This is a genomic window from Streptomyces sp. ISL-36, from assembly GCF_018614205.1.
Taxonomy (GTDB): domain Bacteria; phylum Actinomycetota; class Actinomycetes; order Streptomycetales; family Streptomycetaceae; genus Streptomyces.
Genome location: NZ_JAGGOS010000043.1, coordinates 62,813 through 80,167, shown reverse-complemented (window position 1 = coordinate 80,167; position 17,355 = coordinate 62,813). Strand labels below are relative to the sequence as shown.

The following is a 17,355-nucleotide window of genomic DNA, read 5'->3' as shown; positions in this document are numbered from 1 at the left end:
GAGAAAGAGGCCCCCACCGGCATCCGGTGGGGGCCTCTCCGTGTCTCCGTGTTCCTACAGCGTGCCCAGCTTGATGAGCGACAGCAGCGCGATCAGCTGGATCGCCGACGCGCCCAGCGCCTTCGGCCACGGCAGGTCGTGCGAGCGGCTCACCATGAGCGTGAACAGTGCGCCCGCCGCCAGCCAGGTGGCCCAGCCGAGGACCTGCACCAGGCCATTCTCGCCGCCCAGGAAGACGGCGAAGATCAGGCGGGGCGCGTCCGTGATCGACATGATCAGCATGGAGAGGCCCACGGTCGGCTGCCAGGAGCCGTCGCCGCCGAGCTGGCGCGCCAGGGTGTGCGTGACCGCGCCCAGGATCAGTCCGGCGACGACGAAGCCGGCGCCCGTCATCAGGACGTACGGGATCGCCGTCGACAGGGTCGCGTTGATCGCCTCGTCGCGCGCCTTGTCGAAGCCGAAGATCGCGAGCAGTCCGTACAGGAAGGTGACGACCAGCGCCGGGCCCCAGACGGGGTGGTCCCGCATCTGCAGGAACGTCGGCGCCGGACGCAGCACTATGCCGCTCAGCAGGGCCTTCCAGGGCAGCCGGGGGCCCGTGGGGACGACGGGGGCGGCCCCGGCCTGGTAGGCGGCGGCGTCGCCGTAGGGGTCGTCGTGGATGCTGAAGGCCTGCGTGTGGCCCGGGTTGTTCGCCGTGCCGGGATGCTGCTGCGGGTACGGGTCCCCGAAGTACTCCGGCTCCCCGTATCCCTGCGGCGCTCGCTGCGGGGCCCCCTGGGGTGCCTGCGGGGGCCACTGCTGCTGCGGGTAGGGCGGCGGGGCCGCGTTGTACCCGTACGGCGCCTGCTGCGGTTGTTGTTGCGGGGGGCGGTTGTCCCGGCCGCGTCCGTTCCTGAATCCAGCCACGTCAATGAACGTACCCGCTTCCGCTGTGCGGGCGCTCCTTTGCCACTGAGCTGTGACATCCCCTAAGGGGCCCCTCGGGGGCGGAGCGGCCCCCCGATGCGGGCGCCGAGCAACGCGGAAGGGCCGCCCCTCACGGGACGGCCCTTCCGTCGTGTCCTGCGTACGCCTTACTGCGCCGGTTCCGGCTCCTGCTCGGGCTCCGCCGGGAGCTCCTCCGCCGGGGTCTTCACCGAGTCGAGGAGCAGCTGGGCGACGTCGACGACCTGGACGGACTCCTTGGCCTTGCCCTCGTTCTTCTTGCCGTTGACCGAGTCGGTCAGCATGACCAGGCAGAACGGGCAGGCGGTGGAGACGATGTCCGGGTTGAGGGACAGGGCCTCGTCGACCCGCTCGTTGTTGATGCGCTTGCCGATCCGCTCCTCCATCCACATCCGCGCGCCGCCGGCGCCGCAGCAGAAGCCGCGCTCCTTGTGGCGGTGCATCTCCTGCTGGCGCAGGCCCGGGACGGCCGACATGATCTCGCGCGGCGGCGTGTAGACCTTGTTGTGGCGGCCCAGGTAGCAGGGGTCGTGGTAGGTGATCAGACCCTCGACCGGGGTGACCGGGATCAGCTTGCCCTCGTCGATGAGGTGCTGCAGCAGCTGCGTGTGGTGGATGACCTCGAACTCGCCGCCCAGCTGCGGGTACTCGTTCGCGATCGTGTTGAAGCAGTGCGGGCAGGTCGCGACGATCTTCTTCGCGGACTTCGGCTTCTTCGTCGACTCGTCCACCCCCCCGTCCTCGTCGAGGGACTCGCCGAAGGCCATGTTCAGCATCGCGACGTTCTCCTGGCCGAGCTGCTGGAACAGCGGCTCGTTGCCCAGGCGGCGGGGCGAGTCACCGGTGCACTTCTCCTCGCCGCCCATGATCGCGAACTTGACGCCCGCCATGTGCAGCAGCTCGGCGAAGGCCTTGGTGGTCTTCTTGGCCCGGTCCTCCAGGGCGCCCGCGCAGCCGACCCAGTACAGGTAGTCGACCTCGGTGAGGTCCTCGATGTCCTTGCCGACGATCGGGACCTCGAAGTCGACCTCCTTGGTCCACTCCACGCGCTGCTTCTTGGCCAGACCCCAGGGGTTGCCCTTCTTCTCCAGGTTCTTCAGCATCGTGCCGGCCTCCGAGGGGAAGGCGGACTCGATCATCACCTGGTAGCGGCGCATGTCGACGATGTGGTCGATGTGCTCGATGTCGACCGGGCACTGCTCGACACAGGCGCCGCAGGTGGTGCAGGACCACAGCACGTCCGGGTCGATGACGCCGCCCGTGGCGAAGCCACTGTCGGACACAGGCTCGGCGGTCCCGATCAGGGGCCGCTCGGCCTCCGCGAGGGCCGACGCGGGGACGTCCTTGAGCTGCTCCTCGGTCGCCTTCTCGTTGCCCTCCATGTCCTTGCCGCCGCCGGCCAGCAGGTACGGGGCCTTGGCGTGCGCGTGGTCGCGCAGCGACATGATCAGGAGCTTGGGGGAGAGCGGCTTGCCCGTGTTCCAGGCGGGGCACTGCGACTGGCAGCGACCGCACTCGGTGCACGTGGAGAAGTCGAGGATGCCCTTCCAGGAGAACTGCTCGACCTGGGAGACACCGAAGACCGCGTCCTCGGCCGGGTCCTCCCAGTCGATCTCCTTGCCCGCCGTCGTCATCGGCTGCAGCGCGCCCAGAGCGGTGGAGCCGTCGGCGTTCCGCTTGAACCAGATGTTCGGGAAGCCGAGGAAGCGGTGCCAGGCCACACCCATGTTGGTGTTCAGCGAGACCGTGATCATCCAGGTGAAGGACGTGACGATCTTGAGCGCCGCGAAGAAGTAGGTGAGGTGCTGCAGCGTGGACAGGCTCAGCCCGTCGAGGGCGGCGATCAGCGGGTACGAGGCGAAGAAGCCCGGCTCCCAGCTGGTCACGTGGTGCTGGGCGCCCTCCAGCGCGCGCAGCGTCATGATGCAGACGCCGACGATCAGGATGACGGCCTCGACGAAGTACGCCTGGCCTGTCTTGGAGCCCGCGAAGCGGGACTTGCGGCCCGCCGCGCCCGGCCTGCTCAGCTGCCGGATGACGATCAGGGTCAGGATGCCGAGGACCGTCATCAGGCCGAGGAACTCGGTGAAGATCTCGTACGGCAGCCAGTCGCCGATGATCGGGATCAGCCAGTCGGCCTGGAAGAGCTGGCCGAAGGCGTTGACGATCGTGAGCAGCAGAGAGAAGAAGCCGACCGCCACGAACCAGTGGGCCACGCCGACGACGCCCCAGCGGTTCATGCGGGTGTGGCCGAGGAACTCCTTGACCAGGGTGATGGTGCGCTGTGTGGGGTCGCCGGTGCGCGTGCCCGCGGGGACGGGCTGGCCGAGCTTCACGAAGCGGTAGATCTGCGCGATGGCGCGGCCGAACAGCGCGACGGCCACCACCGTGATGACCAGCGACACGATGATCGCGGCGAGTTGCATGAGGGGCTCCTCGGGCGGGCCTGCGAGGCGGAGTACCGACACTGCCGAGTGTGGCACTACTAAGCGGTAACTTATTCAGTCCGTGCTGAGATTACCGCTTCACGGCTCCGCGCTGTAGCGGCGCCCGCGGTGATCTGTGTCGCTCAGGCAAGCCTTGCCGGCCGGGTCTTCCCCGCCGCCGTACGACGCCTGTGAACTGCTGGAAGCGTACGCGCCAGGATGGCCAGATCCATCCCCAGCCAGTGGTGGTCCACATAGTGGAGATCGAGCAGCTCACGCTCCTCCCACGGCAGCTCCGAGCGGCCGCTGATCTGCCACAGCCCGGTGAGGCCGGGACGTACGGAGAGGCGGCGGCGCGCCTCGCCCACGCACTCCGGGTGATCCGGGACCAGGGGGCACGGGCCGACCAGGGACATCTGCCCGCGGACGACGTGGAGCAGGAGTGGCAGCGCGGCGTACGGACCGGGTGTGCGGAAGGTCAGTATCGGGAAGGTGTGTCCGTCCCGGCCGGCCATCGTCCGGCGGCGCAGCAGCGTCGACGAGCCTCGGCCGTCCCGGCGCAGCAACCCCTTCAGGTCGGGCGCCCTCACGTCCCGGCCCTTGTGTCGCAGGACGCCTTCGGCGCCCCGGCTCTCCCGTCGCAAGGTGATCAGGAGCGCGACGGCCAGGAAGAGCGGGGACAGGACGACCAGCAGGATCACTGCGCCGATGAGGTCGAATACGCGCTTGGCCGTCATGCTGCCCCACACCCTTTCGTGGGATATTCGGGAGGTATCGGACTCTCTCACGGAGGGGCCCGCCGGGCCCGGGAGCGACGCGCCCCAGGCCCTCCTTTGAGCGACTCCCAGAGCGAAGAGTTGAGTCGCCCTCACTCAGGTCTGTTGACTCGTTGGTGCCGGTGGTGCATCCTTGAGTCAGTTCCACTCAAGTCAGGTCAGCTGGAGGAATCGAAATGGCACGTGCGGTCGGCATCGACCTGGGCACGACTAACTCCGTCGTCAGCGTTCTGGAAGGCGGCGAGCCCACCGTCATCACCAACGCCGAAGGCGCCAGGACCACGCCGTCCGTCGTCGCTTTCGCGAAGAACGGCGAGGTGCTCGTCGGCGAGGTCGCCAAGCGTCAGGCGGTCACCAACGTCGACAGGACCATCCGGTCGGTCAAGCGCCACATGGGCACCGACTGGAAGATCGACATCGACGGCAAGACCTTCAACCCGCAGCAGATGAGCGCCTTCATCCTGCAGAAGCTGAAGCGCGACGCCGAGGCGTACCTGGGCGAGAAGGTCGTCGACGCGGTCATCACCGTCCCGGCGTACTTCAACGACTCCGAGCGTCAGGCCACCAAGGAGGCCGGTGAGATCGCGGGCCTCAACGTCCTGCGCATCGTCAACGAGCCGACCGCGGCCGCCCTCGCCTACGGCCTGGACAAGGACGACCAGACGATCCTCGTCTTCGACCTCGGTGGCGGCACCTTCGACGTGTCCCTCCTGGAGATCGGCGACGGCGTCGTCGAGGTGAAGGCCACCAACGGTGACAACCACCTCGGTGGTGACGACTGGGACCAGCGCGTCGTCGACTACCTGGTGAAGCAGTTCCAGAACGGTCACGGCGTCGACCTGGCCAAGGACAAGATGGCTCTCCAGCGTCTGCGCGAGGCCGCGGAGAAGGCGAAGATCGAGCTGTCCTCCTCCACGGAGACCTCGATCAACCTGCCGTACATCACGGCCTCCGCCGAGGGCCCGCTCCACCTGGAGGAGAAGCTCACCCGGGCGCAGTTCCAGCAGCTCACCGCCGACCTGCTCGAGCGCTGCAAGACCCCGTTCCACAACGTCATCAAGGACGCGGGCATCCAGCTCTCCGAGATCGACCACGTCGTTCTCGTCGGTGGCTCCACCCGTATGCCGGCCGTCGCCGAGCTCGTCAAGGAGCTGACCGGTGGCCAGGAGGCCAACAAGGGTGTGAACCCGGACGAGGTCGTCGCCATCGGCGCCGCGCTGCAGGCCGGTGTCCTCAAGGGTGAGGTCAAGGACGTCCTGCTCCTCGACGTGACCCCGCTGTCCCTGGGTATCGAGACCAAGGGCGGCATCATGACCAAGCTGATCGAGCGCAACACCACGATCCCGACCAAGCGGTCCGAGATCTTCACGACGGCCGAGGACAACCAGCCGTCGGTGCAGATCCAGGTCTATCAGGGCGAGCGCGAGATCGCGGCGTACAACAAGAAGCTCGGCATGTTCGAGCTGACCGGTCTGCCGCCGGCGCCGCGTGGCGTCCCGCAGATCGAGGTTGCCTTCGACATCGACGCCAACGGCATCATGCACGTGACCGCGAAGGACCTGGGCACGGGCAAGGAGCAGAAGATGACCGTCACCGGCGGCTCCTCGCTGCCGAAGGACGAGGTCGACCGGATGCGCCAGGAGGCCGAGCAGTACGCGGACGAGGACCACCGTCGCCGCGAGGCCGCCGAGTCCCGCAACCAGGGCGAGCAGCTCGTCTACCAGACGGAGAAGTTCCTCAAGGACAACGAGGACAAGGTCCCCGGTGAGGTCAAGACCGAGGTCGAGGCCGCCGTCGCCGAGCTGAAGGAGAAGCTCAAGGGCGAGGACACCGCGGAGATCCGCACCGCCACCGAGAAGGTCGCGGCCGTCTCCCAGAAGCTCGGCCAGGCGATGTACGCCGACGCGCAGGCGGCCCAGGCCGCCGGCGGCGAGGCTCCGCACGCCGAGGCCAAGGCCGATGACGACGTCGTCGACGCCGAGATCGTCGACGACGAGCCCAAGAAGGGTGGCGCTGCCTGATGACGGAGGAGACCCCGGGCTTCGAGGAGAAGCCCGACGTCCCCTCCGGCGCCGACTCTGACGACGCCGCCGAAGCCGCCGAGACCCCCTCCACGGAGGAGGGCCCGGCGGCCCCGGCCGGGGACGTAAGCCAGACGGCCGGTCTGACGGCTCAGCTGGATCAGCTCCGCAGCGCGCTCTCCGAGCGCACCGCGGACCTCCAGCGGCTCCAGGCCGAGTACCAGAACTACCGCCGCCGCGTGGAGCGCGACCGGGTCACGGTCAAGGAGATCGCCGTCGCGACCCTCCTGACCGAGCTCCTGCCCGTGCTCGACGACGTCGGCAGGGCCCGGGACCACGGCGAGCTCGTGGGCGGGTTCAAGTCGGTGGCCGAATCGCTGGAGACCGTCGTCGCCAAGATGGGACTGCAGCAGTTCGGCAAGGAGGGCGAGCCCTTCGACCCGACGATCCACGAGGCCCTGATGCACTCGTACGCGCCGGACGTCACCGAGACGACCTGCGTGGCGATTCTGCAGCCGGGGTACCGGATCGGCGAGCGGACCATCAGGCCCGCGCGCGTGGCGGTGGCCGAGCCCCAGCCCGGGGCGACGCCGGCCGCGAAGGAAGAGAAGTCGGCCGACGAGGAGAGCGGTGGCCCCGACGAGGGTGCGTGACCTGGTCCCCCACGGGACCGGCGCACGCGCCCTGCGGGCCGGCGTGATGATCGTCCGAGAGGAGGGACGTCGATGAATACGAAGGACTTCGTCGAGAAGGACTACTACAAGGTTCTCGGCGTCCCCAAGGACGCCACCGAGGCCGAGATCAAGAAGGCGTACCGGAAGCTCGCCCGCGAGAACCACCCGGACGCCAACAAGGGCGACGCGAACGCCGAGGCGCGCTTCAAGGAGATCTCCGAGGCGAACGACATCCTCGGCGACCCCAAGAAGCGCAAGGAGTACGACGACGCCCGCGCGCTCTTCGGCAACGGAGGCTTCCGGGCCGGACCGGGCGGACCGGGCGGCTCGTTCAACTTCGACCTGGGCGACCTCTTCGGCGGCGCCCAGGGCCCCGGCGGCGCGGGCGGCGCCGGTGGCTTCGGCGGCGGACTCGGGGACGTCTTCGGCGGACTGTTCAACCGGGGCGCCGGCGGCGGCCCGGGCACGCGGACGCAGCCGCGCCGCGGCCAGGACATCGAGTCCGAGGTGACGCTCAGCTTCACCGAGGCCATCGAGGGCGCGACCGTGCCGCTGCGCATGTCCTCCCAGGCGCCGTGCAAGGCCTGTTCGGGCACCGGCGACAAGAACGGCACGCCCCGCGTGTGCCCGACCTGTGTCGGCACCGGCCAGGTCTCGCGCGGCGGCACCGGCTCGTTCTCGCTCACCGACCCGTGCGTGGACTGCAAGGGCCGCGGCCTGATCGCCGAGACCCCCTGCGAGGTCTGCAAGGGCAGCGGGCGGGCCAAGTCCTCCCGCACCATGCAGGTCCGTATCCCGGCGGGCGTCTCCGACGGCCAGCGGATTCGGCTGCGCGGCAAGGGCGCGCCGGGCGAGCGCGGCGGCCAGGCGGGCGACCTCTATGTCGTCGTCCATGTCGACGCCCACCCGGTCTTCGGCCGCAGGGACGACAACCTCACCGTCACCGTGCCCGTCAGCTTCCACGAGGCGGCGCTCGGCGGCGAGATCAAGGTGCCGACCCTGGGCGGCCCGGCGGTGACACTGAAGCTCCCCGCCGGCACGCCCAACGGCCGGACCATGCGTGCCCGTGGCAAGGGCGCCGTCCGCAAGGACGGCACCCGCGGCGACCTGCTGGTGACGGTCGAGGTCGCGGTGCCCACGGAGCTGGACGACAAGGCCCGCGAGGCGCTCGAGACCTACCGTGAGGCGACGGCGGGCGAGGACCCCAGGGCAGAGCTGTTCCAGGCCGCGAAGGGAGCTTGACGCGATGGACCGACCAGGACGTAGCCGCAACCCCTACGAACTGACCGACGAGAGCCCGGTGTACGTCATCTCGGTGGCGGCCCAGCTCTCCGGTCTGCACCCGCAGACGCTCCGCCAGTACGACCGTCTCGGTCTGGTGTCCCCCGACCGCACGGCCGGGCGGGGCCGGCGCTACTCGGCCCGCGACATCGAACTGCTGCGCACCGTCCAGCAGTTGTCGCAGGACGAGGGCATCAACCTGGCCGGCATCAAGCGCATCATCGAGCTGGAGAACCAGGTCGCGGCGCTGCAGGCACGGGTCGCCGAGCTGTCGGCGGCGGTCGAGGGTGCGGCGATGGCCATGCAGCAGCGTGAGGCGCAGGTGCATGCCTCGTACCGGCGCGATCTGGTGCCGTACCAGGATGTGCAGCAGGCGAGCGCGCTGGTGGTCTGGCGGCCCAAGCGCGGCGAGTGACCCGAGCGACCCGAGTGACTTGCGTGACCCGAGTGACTTGAGTGACCGGACAGGACGAAGGCCCCCTCCACGGAGGGGGCCTTCGTCCGTACGTCCTCAGTCCGTACGACCTCAGCCGTCCTGGTCCAGGATCCCGGACTGCGCGATCAGGTAGCCGAGCTGGGCACGGCTGCCGCTGCCGAGAGCGGCGGCGAGCTTGGCGATGTGGGCGCGGCAGGTACGGACGTTCATGCCGAGGCGGCGGGCGATGGCCTCGTCGACGTGACCCTCCACGAGGAGTTTGGCGATCGAGCGCTGCACCCCGCCGATCCCGTCCACGGACGGGCTGTACGGGATCTCCTCCTCCCACGGCACGCCGTGGAGCCAGAACTGGTCGAAGACGCCGACGAGATACTGGACGAGGCCTTCGTGGCGCAGTTCGAGCGCGACCCGCCGGTCCCGGCGCGCCGGGACGAAGGCGATCTTGCGGTCGACGATGATGAGCCGGTCGATGATCTCCTCGAGCGTGCGCACCTCAAGGCCGAACGGAGCGATCCGCTCCACGTATCCCATGGTCGCGGAGTGGTGCCGCGCGGTGTGCTGGTAGAGCGTGCGCATCCTGATGCCGCGGTCGAGGAGGGGCTCCACGCGGCGCAGTCCGGCCTGTACGACCTCGGGCTTGCGGCCGCTGCCCGGCTGGATGGTGAGCAGCTCCTCGGTGCACTCGTTGATGACACGGTCGAGCGTGGCGTTGATGAGGCTGAGGCCTTCGAGGACGGTGATCGCCTGGGTCGCGGAGGGGTCCGGGGCGTTGATCGTCATGAATGGCTCGAACGTGTCCGCCAGAGAGATGGCGAGCTGCCGGCGCTGCTGGATCTCCCTCTCGATGGGGTGTATGAGCTTGTTCAACGCGATGGACGGCGGTATCGGCCGCAGCCACTGGGAGTCGTCCGGATCCGGGTGCAGCAGGGCCAGTTCGAGCAGGCACGGGACGGATTCCACCTCCGCGCGGGAGATCCGGCCGGCGCGCAGCGCGGTCGCGTAGAGACGCCTTCCGGCATCGCACAGCTCGCCCGGACCGTGCCCGGTGTCCGTATCGCCCTGTTTCGGCTCCATTTGCACCCCCCTCAGGGTCCTGAATTACAGGAACATGATGCCTGGCACCGCTGGTGGAAGGGTTCGGAGTGAGCCATCGTCTTATTCGCGGGGGAGGAGGTAATGATCAAAAGAGGTGGAGATCGGCCATGACCAGGATGGTTCGTGCACTTGGCGCCATAGCTTTCGCTGCAGCGGCTGCTCTTGGCGCTCTCGCCGTCAACGGCGAGCCGACGTGGGACACGCCGCCGGTGAACAACGTTGTCGCGGCTCCGGGTGAGCCGACGTGGGACTTCGTGAAGACGGTCGCGGGTGAGCCCACGTGGGACCTCGCTCCGACGCTCGAGGGTGAGCCCACATGGGACTCCGGCACGACCGGCGAGCGTGAGCCGACATGGGACTCTGCCCCGGCGGGCGCGGACGCATGACCGTGCCGCCGGACGACCGGGTCTTCCGGCGAGAGATGGCCTCGGCCTATCGATCCGGGTGGCATTTCATCGATCTCGTCACGGCCATCCCCCACCGTGGTGATTCGTTGATGGTCACCCTCTTCGGAGAACCGATCGTCGTCGCTCGTGAGCAGGACGAGGACGTTCGCGCCTACCGGTGTCTGCGGAGGCCCCGAGGAGCCCCGCAGCCCGTTCGCTGTGCCATCCGGTACGGCATGATTTTCGTCAATCTCGATCAGCGTGACCACCAGCTGCTCGAGCCCGAGACCACCACCGCCACCCCCCGCAGTGCCTGAGCGGTTCCCCCGTCGTTGTAGATCGCTCAGGTGCTTCCCCCACACAGCGGCGCCATCGCGGACCTGAAACGCGATGGCGCCGTTGTGCTGTGCCCGTACGGGACCGGTTGCGTCCCCCGTACGGGACCGGTTTCCGTGTCCCCGTACGGGAGCGGTTGCCGTCCCCCCCCGTACCGGAGCGGTTGCCGTGCCTCCCTACGGAACGGCGTCATGCTCCCCCTACGGAAGCGGTGTCACGCCCGGCCCATCGCCCGTGTCAGCGCGATCTCGATGACCACCCGGTCCGGATTCGGCGCCGGCGTGCGGCCGTAGCGCGCCGCGTAGCGCTCCACCGCGTCCGCGACGACCTCCGCCTCCGTGCGGATCCGCGCGACGCCCTCCAGGGTCGCCCAGCGCCCCTTGTCCACCTGGCAGACCGCGACCCGCGCGCCCTCGGGGCCCGCCGCCAGGACGTTGGCGACCTTGTGGCTGTGCTTGTTGGTGATGACCCGCGCCAGTCCGTTCTCGCCCCCTTCGGGGTCGTAGCTGACGCCGACCGCCACGACGTGCGGCGTGCCGTCCGCGCGCGGGGTCGTCAGGGTGCACATGTGGTACTCGCGCCAGAAGCTGAGGTACGAGTCGTCCGGGTTCCTCGGGTCAGTCGCCATGCCGCGAGCCTATCCTTGAGTGGAATAGACTCAACTTTGTGCACGTTGGACGAGTCATACGAGTCGTGCCGCGATGACAGGAGGAGAGAGCGCCCGTGGACGCCGAACTGACCAACAGGAGCCGTGACGCGATCAACGCGGCCACCAGCCGCGCCGTGTCCGATGGTCATCCCGACCTGACCCCCGCGCACCTTCTCCTGGCGCTGCTGGCCGGTCAGGACAACGAGAACATCATCGACCTGCTCGCCGCCGTCGAGGCGGACCAGGCCGCTGTACGGTCCGGTGCGGAGCGGCTGCTCGCCGCCCAGCCCAGCGTGACCGGTTCCACGGTCGCGCCGCCGCAGCCCAACCGTGAGCTGCTCGCCGTCATCGCAGATGCCGCCGAGCGTGCCAAGGAGCTCGGGGACGACTTCCTGTCCACCGAGCACCTCCTCATCGGGATCGCGGCGAAGGGCGGAGCGGCGGGCGAGGTGCTGGCCCAGCAGGGGGCGAGCGCCGCGAGGCTGTTGGACGCGTTCGAGAAGGCAAGGGGAGGGCGCCGGGTGACCACACCCGACCCGGAGGGTCAGTACAAGGCGCTGGAGAAGTTCGGTACGGACTTCACGGCGGCCGCGCGCGAAGGAAAGCTGGACCCCGTCATCGGGCGCGACCAGGAGATCCGGCGCGTGGTGCAGGTGCTGTCCCGCCGCACCAAGAACAACCCGGTCCTCATCGGTGAGCCCGGCGTCGGCAAGACCGCCGTCGTCGAGGGCCTCGCCCAGCGGATCGTGAAGGGCGACGTTCCCGAGTCGCTGAAGAACAAGCGCCTCGTCGCGCTCGACCTCGGCGCGATGGTCGCCGGCGCCAAGTACCGCGGCGAGTTCGAGGAGCGCCTGAAGACCGTCCTCTCCGAGATCAAGGCGAGCGACGGCCAGATCATCACCTTCATCGACGAGCTGCACACCGTCGTCGGCGCGGGTGCCGGCGGCGACTCCGCCATGGACGCCGGCAACATGCTCAAGCCCATGCTGGCCCGCGGCGAGCTGCGCATGGTCGGCGCGACCACCCTCGACGAGTACCGCGAGCGGATCGAGAAGGATCCCGCCCTGGAGCGCCGCTTCCAGCAGGTGCTGGTGGCCGAGCCGTCGGTGGAGGACACCATCGCCATCCTGCGCGGACTCAAGGGCCGGTACGAGGCCCACCACAAGGTCCAGATCGCCGACTCCGCGCTGGTGGCCGCGGCCACCCTCTCCGACCGGTACATCACCTCCCGCTTCCTCCCCGACAAGGCCATCGACCTCGTCGACGAGGCCGCCTCCCGGCTCCGGATGGAGATCGACTCCTCGCCCCTGGAGATCGACGAGCTGCAGCGGTCCGTGGACCGGCTGCGCATGGAGGAGCTCGCGCTCAAGAACGAGACCGACGAGGCGAGCAAGCAGCGGCTGGAGAAGCTGCGGCGCGACCTCGCCGACCGCGAGGAGGAGCTGCGCGGTCTGACCGCACGCTGGGAGAAGGAGAAGCAGTCCCTCAACCGCGTCGGTGAGCTCAAGGAGCGGCTCGACGAGCTCAGGGGGCGGGCCGAGCGCGCCCAGCGCGACGGCGACTTCGACACCGCCTCCAAGCTGCTGTACGGCGAGATCCCCGCGCTCGAACGCGAGCTGGCCGAGGCGTCCGAGGCCGAGCAGGAGGTCGCCAAGGACACCATGGTCAAGGAGGAGGTCGGCCCCGACGACATCGCCGACGTGGTCGGTGCCTGGACCGGCATCCCGGCCGGCCGCCTCCTGGAGGGCGAGACGCAGAAACTGCTGCGCATGGAGGAGGAGCTGGGGCGGCGGCTGATCGGCCAGACCGAGGCCGTCCAGGCCGTCTCCGACGCCGTGCGCCGTACCCGGGCCGGTATCGCGGACCCCGACCGGCCCACCGGCTCCTTCCTCTTCCTCGGCCCCACGGGCGTCGGCAAGACCGAGCTGGCGAAGGCGCTCGCCGACTTCCTCTTCGACGACGAGCGGGCCATGGTCCGCATCGACATGTCGGAGTACGGCGAGAAGCACTCCGTCGCCCGGCTGGTCGGCGCGCCGCCCGGCTACATCGGCTACGAGGAGGGCGGCCAGCTCACGGAGGCGGTCCGCCGCCGGCCGTACAGCGTGGTCCTGCTCGACGAGGTGGAGAAGGCCCACCCGGAGGTCTTCGACATCCTGCTCCAGGTCCTCGACGACGGCCGGCTCACCGACGGACAGGGCCGGACGGTGGACTTCCGCAACACCATCCTGATCCTGACGTCCAACCTCGGAAGCCAGTACCTCGTCGAGCCGCTGACCTCGGAGGAGCAGAAGAAGCAGCAGGTTCTGGACGTCGTGCGCGCCTCCTTCAAGCCGGAGTTCCTCAACCGGCTGGACGACCTGGTGGTCTTCTCGGCGCTCGGCAAGGAGCAGCTGGGGCGGATCGCGCGGCTCCAGATCGACCGGCTCGCGGCGCGGCTGGCCGAGCGCCGACTCACGCTCGACATCACCCCGGCCGCGCTGGACTGGCTGGCCGAGGAGGGCAACGACCCGGCCTACGGCGCCCGCCCGCTGCGCCGGCTGATCCAGACGGCGATCGGCGACCGGCTCGCGAAGGAGATCCTCGCGGGCGAGGTCAGGGACGGCGACACGGTCCGGGTGGACCGGTTCGAGGACGGCCTGATCGTGGGCGCGGCCCAGTGACCGCCTGACCGCCTGACCGGCCGAGCGCCTGACCGGCCGGTCGGGCCGTGGGACCGGCGCTAGTGGTCGAAGGCCGTGAGACGTACGAGGACGGTGTCACCGTCCTCGTACGTCACTCCGAGCGTCACCGAGAGCACCGCGCCGTACTCCACACGCAGGCACCCCGCCTGGCCGTGCGGGCAGTACGGGGACGGCTTCCGCTCCGGATAGACCGCCGCCAGCCAGGGCTCGTACTTCCCGCGCTCCATCCGGAACTCGGCTTGGACCCGCGTCTCCTGCCAGTGGGCGGCGGTGCACCGGGCGTCCGTGGCGCCCGGTGGCAGCGTCCCCCGGGCGAAGTCCATCGCCTCGGTGCAGTCGACCGGCTTCGGCTCACCGGCCTCGCTCCAGGCCGTCGCGCCCCAGATCAGCAGGGCGATCGGGCCGCCGCACAGGACCGTCAGCAGCGCCGCCCACCGGATCCAGACGCCCCGGCGCGGCCTCACCGTCTTCTCTTCTTCCCCCATAGGCAGCAGATCTTGTCAGCCCGCAGCGGATCGCGGGAGGTGGGGCTTGCCACGGACCGCCCGGCATGGGAGAGGATGGCGGGCAACCGTACGAAGGGATATTCACGGTGAGCATCGACCCGTCCTCGATTCCGAATTTCGGGGGCCAGCCCCAGCCTCAGGCCGCAGGACCGGCGGGCCCCGTCGTCCCCGACCAGGACCTGGTCAAGCAGCTCCTGGACCAGATGGAGCTGAAGTACGTCGTCGACGACGAGGGTGACCTCGCGGCGCCGTGGGAGGAGTTCCGGACGTACTTCATGTTCCGCGGCGAGGAGGACCAGCGGGTCTTCTCGGTGCGGACGTTCTACGACCGCCCCCACTCCGCCGACGACCGCGTCAAGATCCTGGACGCGATCGACGACTGGAACCGCCGCACCCTGTGGCCCAAGGTCTACACGCACCTGCACGAGGAGGAGGACGGCTCCGCCACCCTCCGCCTCATCGGCGAGGCGCAGATGCTGATCGGCACCGGCGTCGCCCTGGAGCACTTCGTGTCCTCCACGGTCAGCTGGGTCCGCGCCTCGATCGAGTTCGACAAGTGGCTCGTGGAGCAGTTCGGCCTGGAGTCCCCCGAGAACAAGGAGCCCGGCGAGTCCGGCGAGTAGCCGGACCCTGCGTCACAGGGCCATGCGCGCGAGCGTCAGCGCGTACACCCCGTAGCCGAACGAGAGCCCGGCCAGGGCGGTGACCACCACGATCGCCGCCCTCGGCCGGGCTTTCGTCAGCGCCTGCGCCAGCGGCATCAGCAGCGGGAACGCGGGCAGCAGAAAGCGCGGCTTGGACTCGAAGAACCCGGAGCCGCAGACCGTGATGACCACGAGCACGCCCGTGTAGACGAGAACGGGCAGCGGGGGCCGCTCCACGAGCGCCAGCAGCGCGAACAGCAGCACCCCGGCCGCCGTGAGCAGCAGCGCCATCCCGAAGCCGAACTGCGTCGGCCCCCTGAGCATGTCCCGTACGAAGCGCAGCGCGCCGTCCCCGAAGTCGAAGCGGGACGTCCAGCCGTCCTGGACGGCGAAGTAGCCGCCGAGCAGATCACCCCGCCGGGCGCCGACCCAGAGCAGGTACGAGAGCCAGCCGGCCGGTGCCAGCGCCGCCGCCGCCGACACCCGCCACACCGTCGCTCCGCCGTCCCCCCGAGCGCGCCCATGCCCGCGCCCGCGCTCGCGCCAGAGTTCGTACGCGGCGGCCGCCAGGACGGCCGCCGCGATGGCGATGCCGTTGGGCCGCGAGAGCCCGGCGAGGGCGGCCAGCGTGCCGGCCCACAGCCAGCGGCCGGTGAGCAGCGCGTACAGCGACCAGGCGGCGAAGGCGGTCATCAGCGGCTCGGTGTACGCCATGGTCAGCACGATCGAGTGCGGCAGCAGGCCCCAGAGCAGCACGAGGACGACGGCGGTGGGCCGTCCGTACAACCGCTCGCCGACCAGGAAGATCCCCCAGGCCGCGGCGCCGGCCGCGAGCCACGACAGGATCAGTCCCGCGGTGCCGCCGGTGACCGGCAGAAGAGTGGTGACGGCCCGGACGAGCCCCGGGTAGAGCGGGAAGAAGGCCAGATCGGACTGGACCACCCCGTCCGGCCAGTGGAGCGTGCGGCCGTACCCGTGCGCGGCGATCCGGGTGTACCACTCGGAGTCCCAGGACTTCGCGAGTAGCGCGCGCGGCGAACGCCCGATGTGCCAGGCCCAGCCGGCGAGGACGAGCATCCCGGTCAGCCGCGCGGCGGCGAAGAGCCCGAGCGCGGGGGCGGCCCGGTGCAACGAGGCCCACCATCGGGGGACGCTCCGGACACCGGCGGTCGCCGGGCGGTCGAGAGTCTCGGCGGACAGGGTGCACCTCCGTGCGCGCGGGAATCAGGTCGGCCCGACAAATCGGTCTACCCGACAATCACCGGGGCGCGCGGAGGGCGCGCGCGAGGGGCGGGCCCAACCGGGTGGATCTTTCCCGGGCGCGGGCAGGTATGTGCGTGGCGCCGTGACGGTGGTGCGCGCGGCCGCTACCCGGCCCTGTCGCGCACCGGGAGGGAGCGGCAGAGCGCGAAACCGTCGGTCTCGCCGAGGGAGCGGATGTCGGTGGTGACGAAGTAGGTGCCGGCCGGTCGGTAGACCGCGAATCCCGCCCGGGTGAACCCGTCGCACAGGAGGTCGCGCCTGGCGCGCAGGTCGGCGCGCAGGGCGTCGTAGTACGCGTCGGGCAGCCGCAGCGCCTCGGCCACGGCGTACTGGAACGGGCCGGAGGAGACGTACGTCAGGAACTGCTTCGCGGACCGGACGGCGCCGGTCAGTTCGGGTGTGGCGGTGATCCAGCCGACTCCTCGTTCGTACGCCTCTTCGCGTGTCGTGCCACAAGCCCACCCCGAGGGATGCCCGGTGCCGCCGGTGAGCGGCTGCGGCCCGTGCCCCACGATGTACGCCCGAGGACCTGCGCCTCCCTCGTGCCCTCCCGCCGGACGGCGGAGCCGGGCCCCGGCCGCAGAACATGTCCCGACCGTCCTCACAGCCGTACCGTCATGCTCGATGGCAAGGCGCTGCCCGCCGTATCCTGACCACACACGGGAAGGAGCCGTCCATGAGCGTCGACGCGATCGTGCGCACCGAGTTCCCCAAGGGGTACACGGTCCTGTTCGGGGCCGACGGAAAGGTGATCATGACCCCGCAGAGCGAAGAGCACTCCAGCACCATCAGATCGATGCAGATCGACTCCGCTCTCGCCCTCGGTCGTCACGCGAAGGTCACCTCCGACGTCTACATCGACTTCCCCGCCGACGAGAACTCCGCCCCAGATCTGGCGATCCTTCGCGAGGACGCCCGCCGGGAGGGCAAGCGCTACAGCTTCGAAGACGTCCTGCTGATCTCCGAGGTCGTCTCGACCTCCTCCGCACGCAAGGACTACGACGACTGCACCGCGAAGTACGGCCGCTACGGCATCCCGATCTACCTGGTGGTGGACCCCTACGCCCAGGAAGTCGTCCTCCACACCCAGCCGACCGACACCGGTTACATCGCGGCGCACACCCACAAGTACGGCACGGGCAAGCTCCCCATCTCCCTGGCCGACGGCCGCACCTTCACTCTCGACCTCGACGAACTCCCGCGTCCGGAGCCCGAGGCGAACGCCCACTGACG

The 17,355-nt window shown here is 69.8% G+C and carries 16 protein-coding genes and 1 pseudogene; 9 read left to right on the top strand and 8 right to left on the bottom strand.

From position 1 onward, the window contains the following. Positions 1 to 54: 54 nt before the first annotated feature. The 3 genes from J7E93_RS11615 to J7E93_RS11605 all read right to left on the bottom strand — a co-directional run bounded on the left by J7E93_RS11615 (position 55) and on the right by J7E93_RS11605 (position 4,111). Positions 55 to 909, bottom strand: a complete 855-nt coding sequence (locus J7E93_RS11615) for a Yip1 family protein (RefSeq protein ID WP_215068147.1) — start codon at positions 907 to 909, stop codon at positions 55 to 57. A 167-nt stretch (positions 910 to 1,076) separates the two neighbouring features. Further along, a complete protein-coding gene (locus tag J7E93_RS11610; protein ID WP_215068145.1) occupies positions 1,077 to 3,374 on the bottom strand; it encodes a (Fe-S)-binding protein in 2,298 nt (765 codons plus the stop codon). A 143-nt stretch (positions 3,375 to 3,517) separates the two neighbouring features. Next, the gene (locus J7E93_RS11605; RefSeq protein ID WP_215068143.1) at positions 3,518 to 4,111 is read right to left on the bottom strand and encodes a sugar transferase; all 594 of its coding nucleotides are present in this window, start codon (positions 4,109 to 4,111) and stop codon (positions 3,518 to 3,520) included. A 215-nt stretch (positions 4,112 to 4,326) separates the two neighbouring features. On the opposite strand from J7E93_RS11605, the gene dnaK reads away from it, so the two are divergent. The 4 genes from dnaK to J7E93_RS11585 all read left to right on the top strand — a co-directional run bounded on the left by dnaK (position 4,327) and on the right by J7E93_RS11585 (position 8,541). Next, complete coding sequence (gene dnaK, locus J7E93_RS11600; protein ID WP_215068141.1) at positions 4,327 to 6,171, top strand: molecular chaperone DnaK; 1,845 nt, start codon at positions 4,327 to 4,329, stop codon at positions 6,169 to 6,171. Beyond that, complete coding sequence (grpE, locus tag J7E93_RS11595; protein WP_215068134.1) at positions 6,171 to 6,824, top strand: nucleotide exchange factor GrpE; 654 nt, start codon at positions 6,171 to 6,173, stop codon at positions 6,822 to 6,824. The genes dnaK and grpE overlap by 1 nt, the downstream gene beginning before the upstream one ends. A gap of 72 nt (positions 6,825 to 6,896) precedes the next feature. Continuing rightward, complete coding sequence (gene dnaJ, locus J7E93_RS11590; RefSeq protein ID WP_215068132.1) at positions 6,897 to 8,087, top strand: molecular chaperone DnaJ; 1,191 nt, start codon at positions 6,897 to 6,899, stop codon at positions 8,085 to 8,087. Between the two features lie 4 nt (positions 8,088 to 8,091). Then, positions 8,092 to 8,541, top strand: a complete 450-nt coding sequence (locus J7E93_RS11585) for a heat shock protein transcriptional repressor HspR (RefSeq protein ID WP_215068130.1) — start codon at positions 8,092 to 8,094, stop codon at positions 8,539 to 8,541. Between the two features lie 111 nt (positions 8,542 to 8,652). On the opposite strand, the gene J7E93_RS11580 is transcribed toward J7E93_RS11585, so the two are convergent. Continuing rightward, positions 8,653 to 9,636 carry a helix-turn-helix transcriptional regulator gene (locus J7E93_RS11580; protein WP_215068128.1) on the bottom strand — a complete coding sequence of 328 codons (984 nt, stop codon included), beginning with the start codon at positions 9,634 to 9,636 and terminating at the stop codon, positions 8,653 to 8,655. A 128-nt stretch (positions 9,637 to 9,764) separates the two neighbouring features. Between J7E93_RS11580 and J7E93_RS11575 the strand changes: the two genes are divergently transcribed. Together J7E93_RS11575 and J7E93_RS11570 are read left to right on the top strand one after the other, a co-directional pair. Further along, positions 9,765 to 10,043, top strand: a complete 279-nt coding sequence (locus J7E93_RS11575) for a hypothetical protein (RefSeq protein ID WP_215068127.1) — start codon at positions 9,765 to 9,767, stop codon at positions 10,041 to 10,043. Continuing rightward, entirely contained in the window at positions 10,040 to 10,360 is a 321-nt protein-coding gene (locus J7E93_RS11570; RefSeq protein ID WP_215068125.1) for a (2Fe-2S)-binding protein, read from the top strand. The genes J7E93_RS11575 and J7E93_RS11570 overlap by 4 nt, the downstream gene beginning before the upstream one ends. Before the next feature lie 233 nt (positions 10,361 to 10,593). Here J7E93_RS11570 and J7E93_RS11565 read toward each other — a convergent pair whose 3' ends face one another. Next, the gene (locus J7E93_RS11565) at positions 10,594 to 11,007 is read right to left on the bottom strand and encodes a pyridoxamine 5'-phosphate oxidase family protein (RefSeq protein ID WP_215068123.1); all 414 of its coding nucleotides are present in this window, start codon (positions 11,005 to 11,007) and stop codon (positions 10,594 to 10,596) included. A gap of 95 nt (positions 11,008 to 11,102) precedes the next feature. On the opposite strand from J7E93_RS11565, the gene clpB reads away from it, so the two are divergent. Beyond that, positions 11,103 to 13,688 (top strand): ATP-dependent chaperone ClpB, encoded by a 2,586-nt coding sequence (gene clpB / locus J7E93_RS11560; RefSeq protein WP_215068121.1) that lies wholly within the window; start codon positions 11,103 to 11,105, stop codon positions 13,686 to 13,688. Positions 13,689 to 13,747: 59 nt separating this feature from the next. Here the strand turns inward: clpB and J7E93_RS11555 are convergent, their stop codons facing one another. Next, positions 13,748 to 14,194 (bottom strand): hypothetical protein, encoded by a 447-nt coding sequence (locus tag J7E93_RS11555; RefSeq protein WP_215068119.1) that lies wholly within the window; start codon positions 14,192 to 14,194, stop codon positions 13,748 to 13,750. A 107-nt stretch (positions 14,195 to 14,301) separates the two neighbouring features. Here J7E93_RS11555 and J7E93_RS11550 point away from each other — a divergent pair, with 107 nt between their 5' ends. Then, positions 14,302 to 14,838: a YbjN domain-containing protein gene (locus tag J7E93_RS11550; protein ID WP_215068117.1), complete on the top strand. Its 537-nt coding sequence runs from the start codon at positions 14,302 to 14,304 to the stop codon at positions 14,836 to 14,838. Between the two features lie 12 nt (positions 14,839 to 14,850). Here the strand turns inward: J7E93_RS11550 and J7E93_RS11545 are convergent, their stop codons facing one another. Continuing rightward, positions 14,851 to 15,936 (bottom strand): glycosyltransferase family 39 protein, encoded by a 1,086-nt coding sequence (locus J7E93_RS11545; RefSeq protein ID WP_215068259.1) that lies wholly within the window; start codon positions 15,934 to 15,936, stop codon positions 14,851 to 14,853. 305 nt (positions 15,937 to 16,241) lie between these two features. Continuing rightward, positions 16,242 to 16,541, bottom strand: a pseudogene (locus J7E93_RS11540) (aminotransferase class I/II-fold pyridoxal phosphate-dependent enzyme); the annotation flags it as partial. Between the two features lie 257 nt (positions 16,542 to 16,798). Here J7E93_RS11540 and J7E93_RS11535 point away from each other — a divergent pair. Next, positions 16,799 to 17,353 (top strand): Uma2 family endonuclease, encoded by a 555-nt coding sequence (locus tag J7E93_RS11535; RefSeq protein WP_215068115.1) that lies wholly within the window; start codon positions 16,799 to 16,801, stop codon positions 17,351 to 17,353. The last annotated feature ends 2 nt before the right edge of the window (positions 17,354 to 17,355 follow it).

What these genes read in the sequence shown, in the direction of transcription:
- J7E93_RS11575 (WP_215068127.1), top strand. Translation starts at nt 9,765, where the DNA reads ATGACCAGGATGGTTCGTGCACTTGGCGCCATAGCTTTCGCTGCAGCG.
- J7E93_RS11555 (WP_215068119.1), bottom strand. Translation starts at nt 14,194, where the DNA reads ATGGGGGAAGAAGAGAAGACGGTGAGGCCGCGCCGGGGCGTCTGGATC.
- J7E93_RS11585 (WP_215068130.1), top strand. Translation starts at nt 8,092, where the DNA reads ATGGACCGACCAGGACGTAGCCGCAACCCCTACGAACTGACCGACGAG.
- J7E93_RS11580 (WP_215068128.1), bottom strand. Translation starts at nt 9,636, where the DNA reads ATGGAGCCGAAACAGGGCGATACGGACACCGGGCACGGTCCGGGCGAG.
- J7E93_RS11535 (WP_215068115.1), top strand. Translation starts at nt 16,799, where the DNA reads ATGAGCGTCGACGCGATCGTGCGCACCGAGTTCCCCAAGGGGTACACG.
- dnaK (WP_215068141.1), top strand. Translation starts at nt 4,327, where the DNA reads ATGGCACGTGCGGTCGGCATCGACCTGGGCACGACTAACTCCGTCGTC.
- J7E93_RS11565 (WP_215068123.1), bottom strand. Translation starts at nt 11,007, where the DNA reads ATGGCGACTGACCCGAGGAACCCGGACGACTCGTACCTCAGCTTCTGG.
- dnaJ (WP_215068132.1), top strand. Translation starts at nt 6,897, where the DNA reads ATGAATACGAAGGACTTCGTCGAGAAGGACTACTACAAGGTTCTCGGC.
- J7E93_RS11610 (WP_215068145.1), bottom strand. Translation starts at nt 3,374, where the DNA reads ATGCAACTCGCCGCGATCATCGTGTCGCTGGTCATCACGGTGGTGGCC.
- grpE (WP_215068134.1), top strand. Translation starts at nt 6,171, where the DNA reads ATGACGGAGGAGACCCCGGGCTTCGAGGAGAAGCCCGACGTCCCCTCC.
- J7E93_RS11545 (WP_215068259.1), bottom strand. Translation starts at nt 15,936, where the DNA reads ATGCTCGTCCTCGCCGGCTGGGCCTGGCACATCGGGCGTTCGCCGCGC.
- J7E93_RS11605 (WP_215068143.1), bottom strand. Translation starts at nt 4,111, where the DNA reads ATGACGGCCAAGCGCGTATTCGACCTCATCGGCGCAGTGATCCTGCTG.
- J7E93_RS11570 (WP_215068125.1), top strand. Translation starts at nt 10,040, where the DNA reads ATGACCGTGCCGCCGGACGACCGGGTCTTCCGGCGAGAGATGGCCTCG.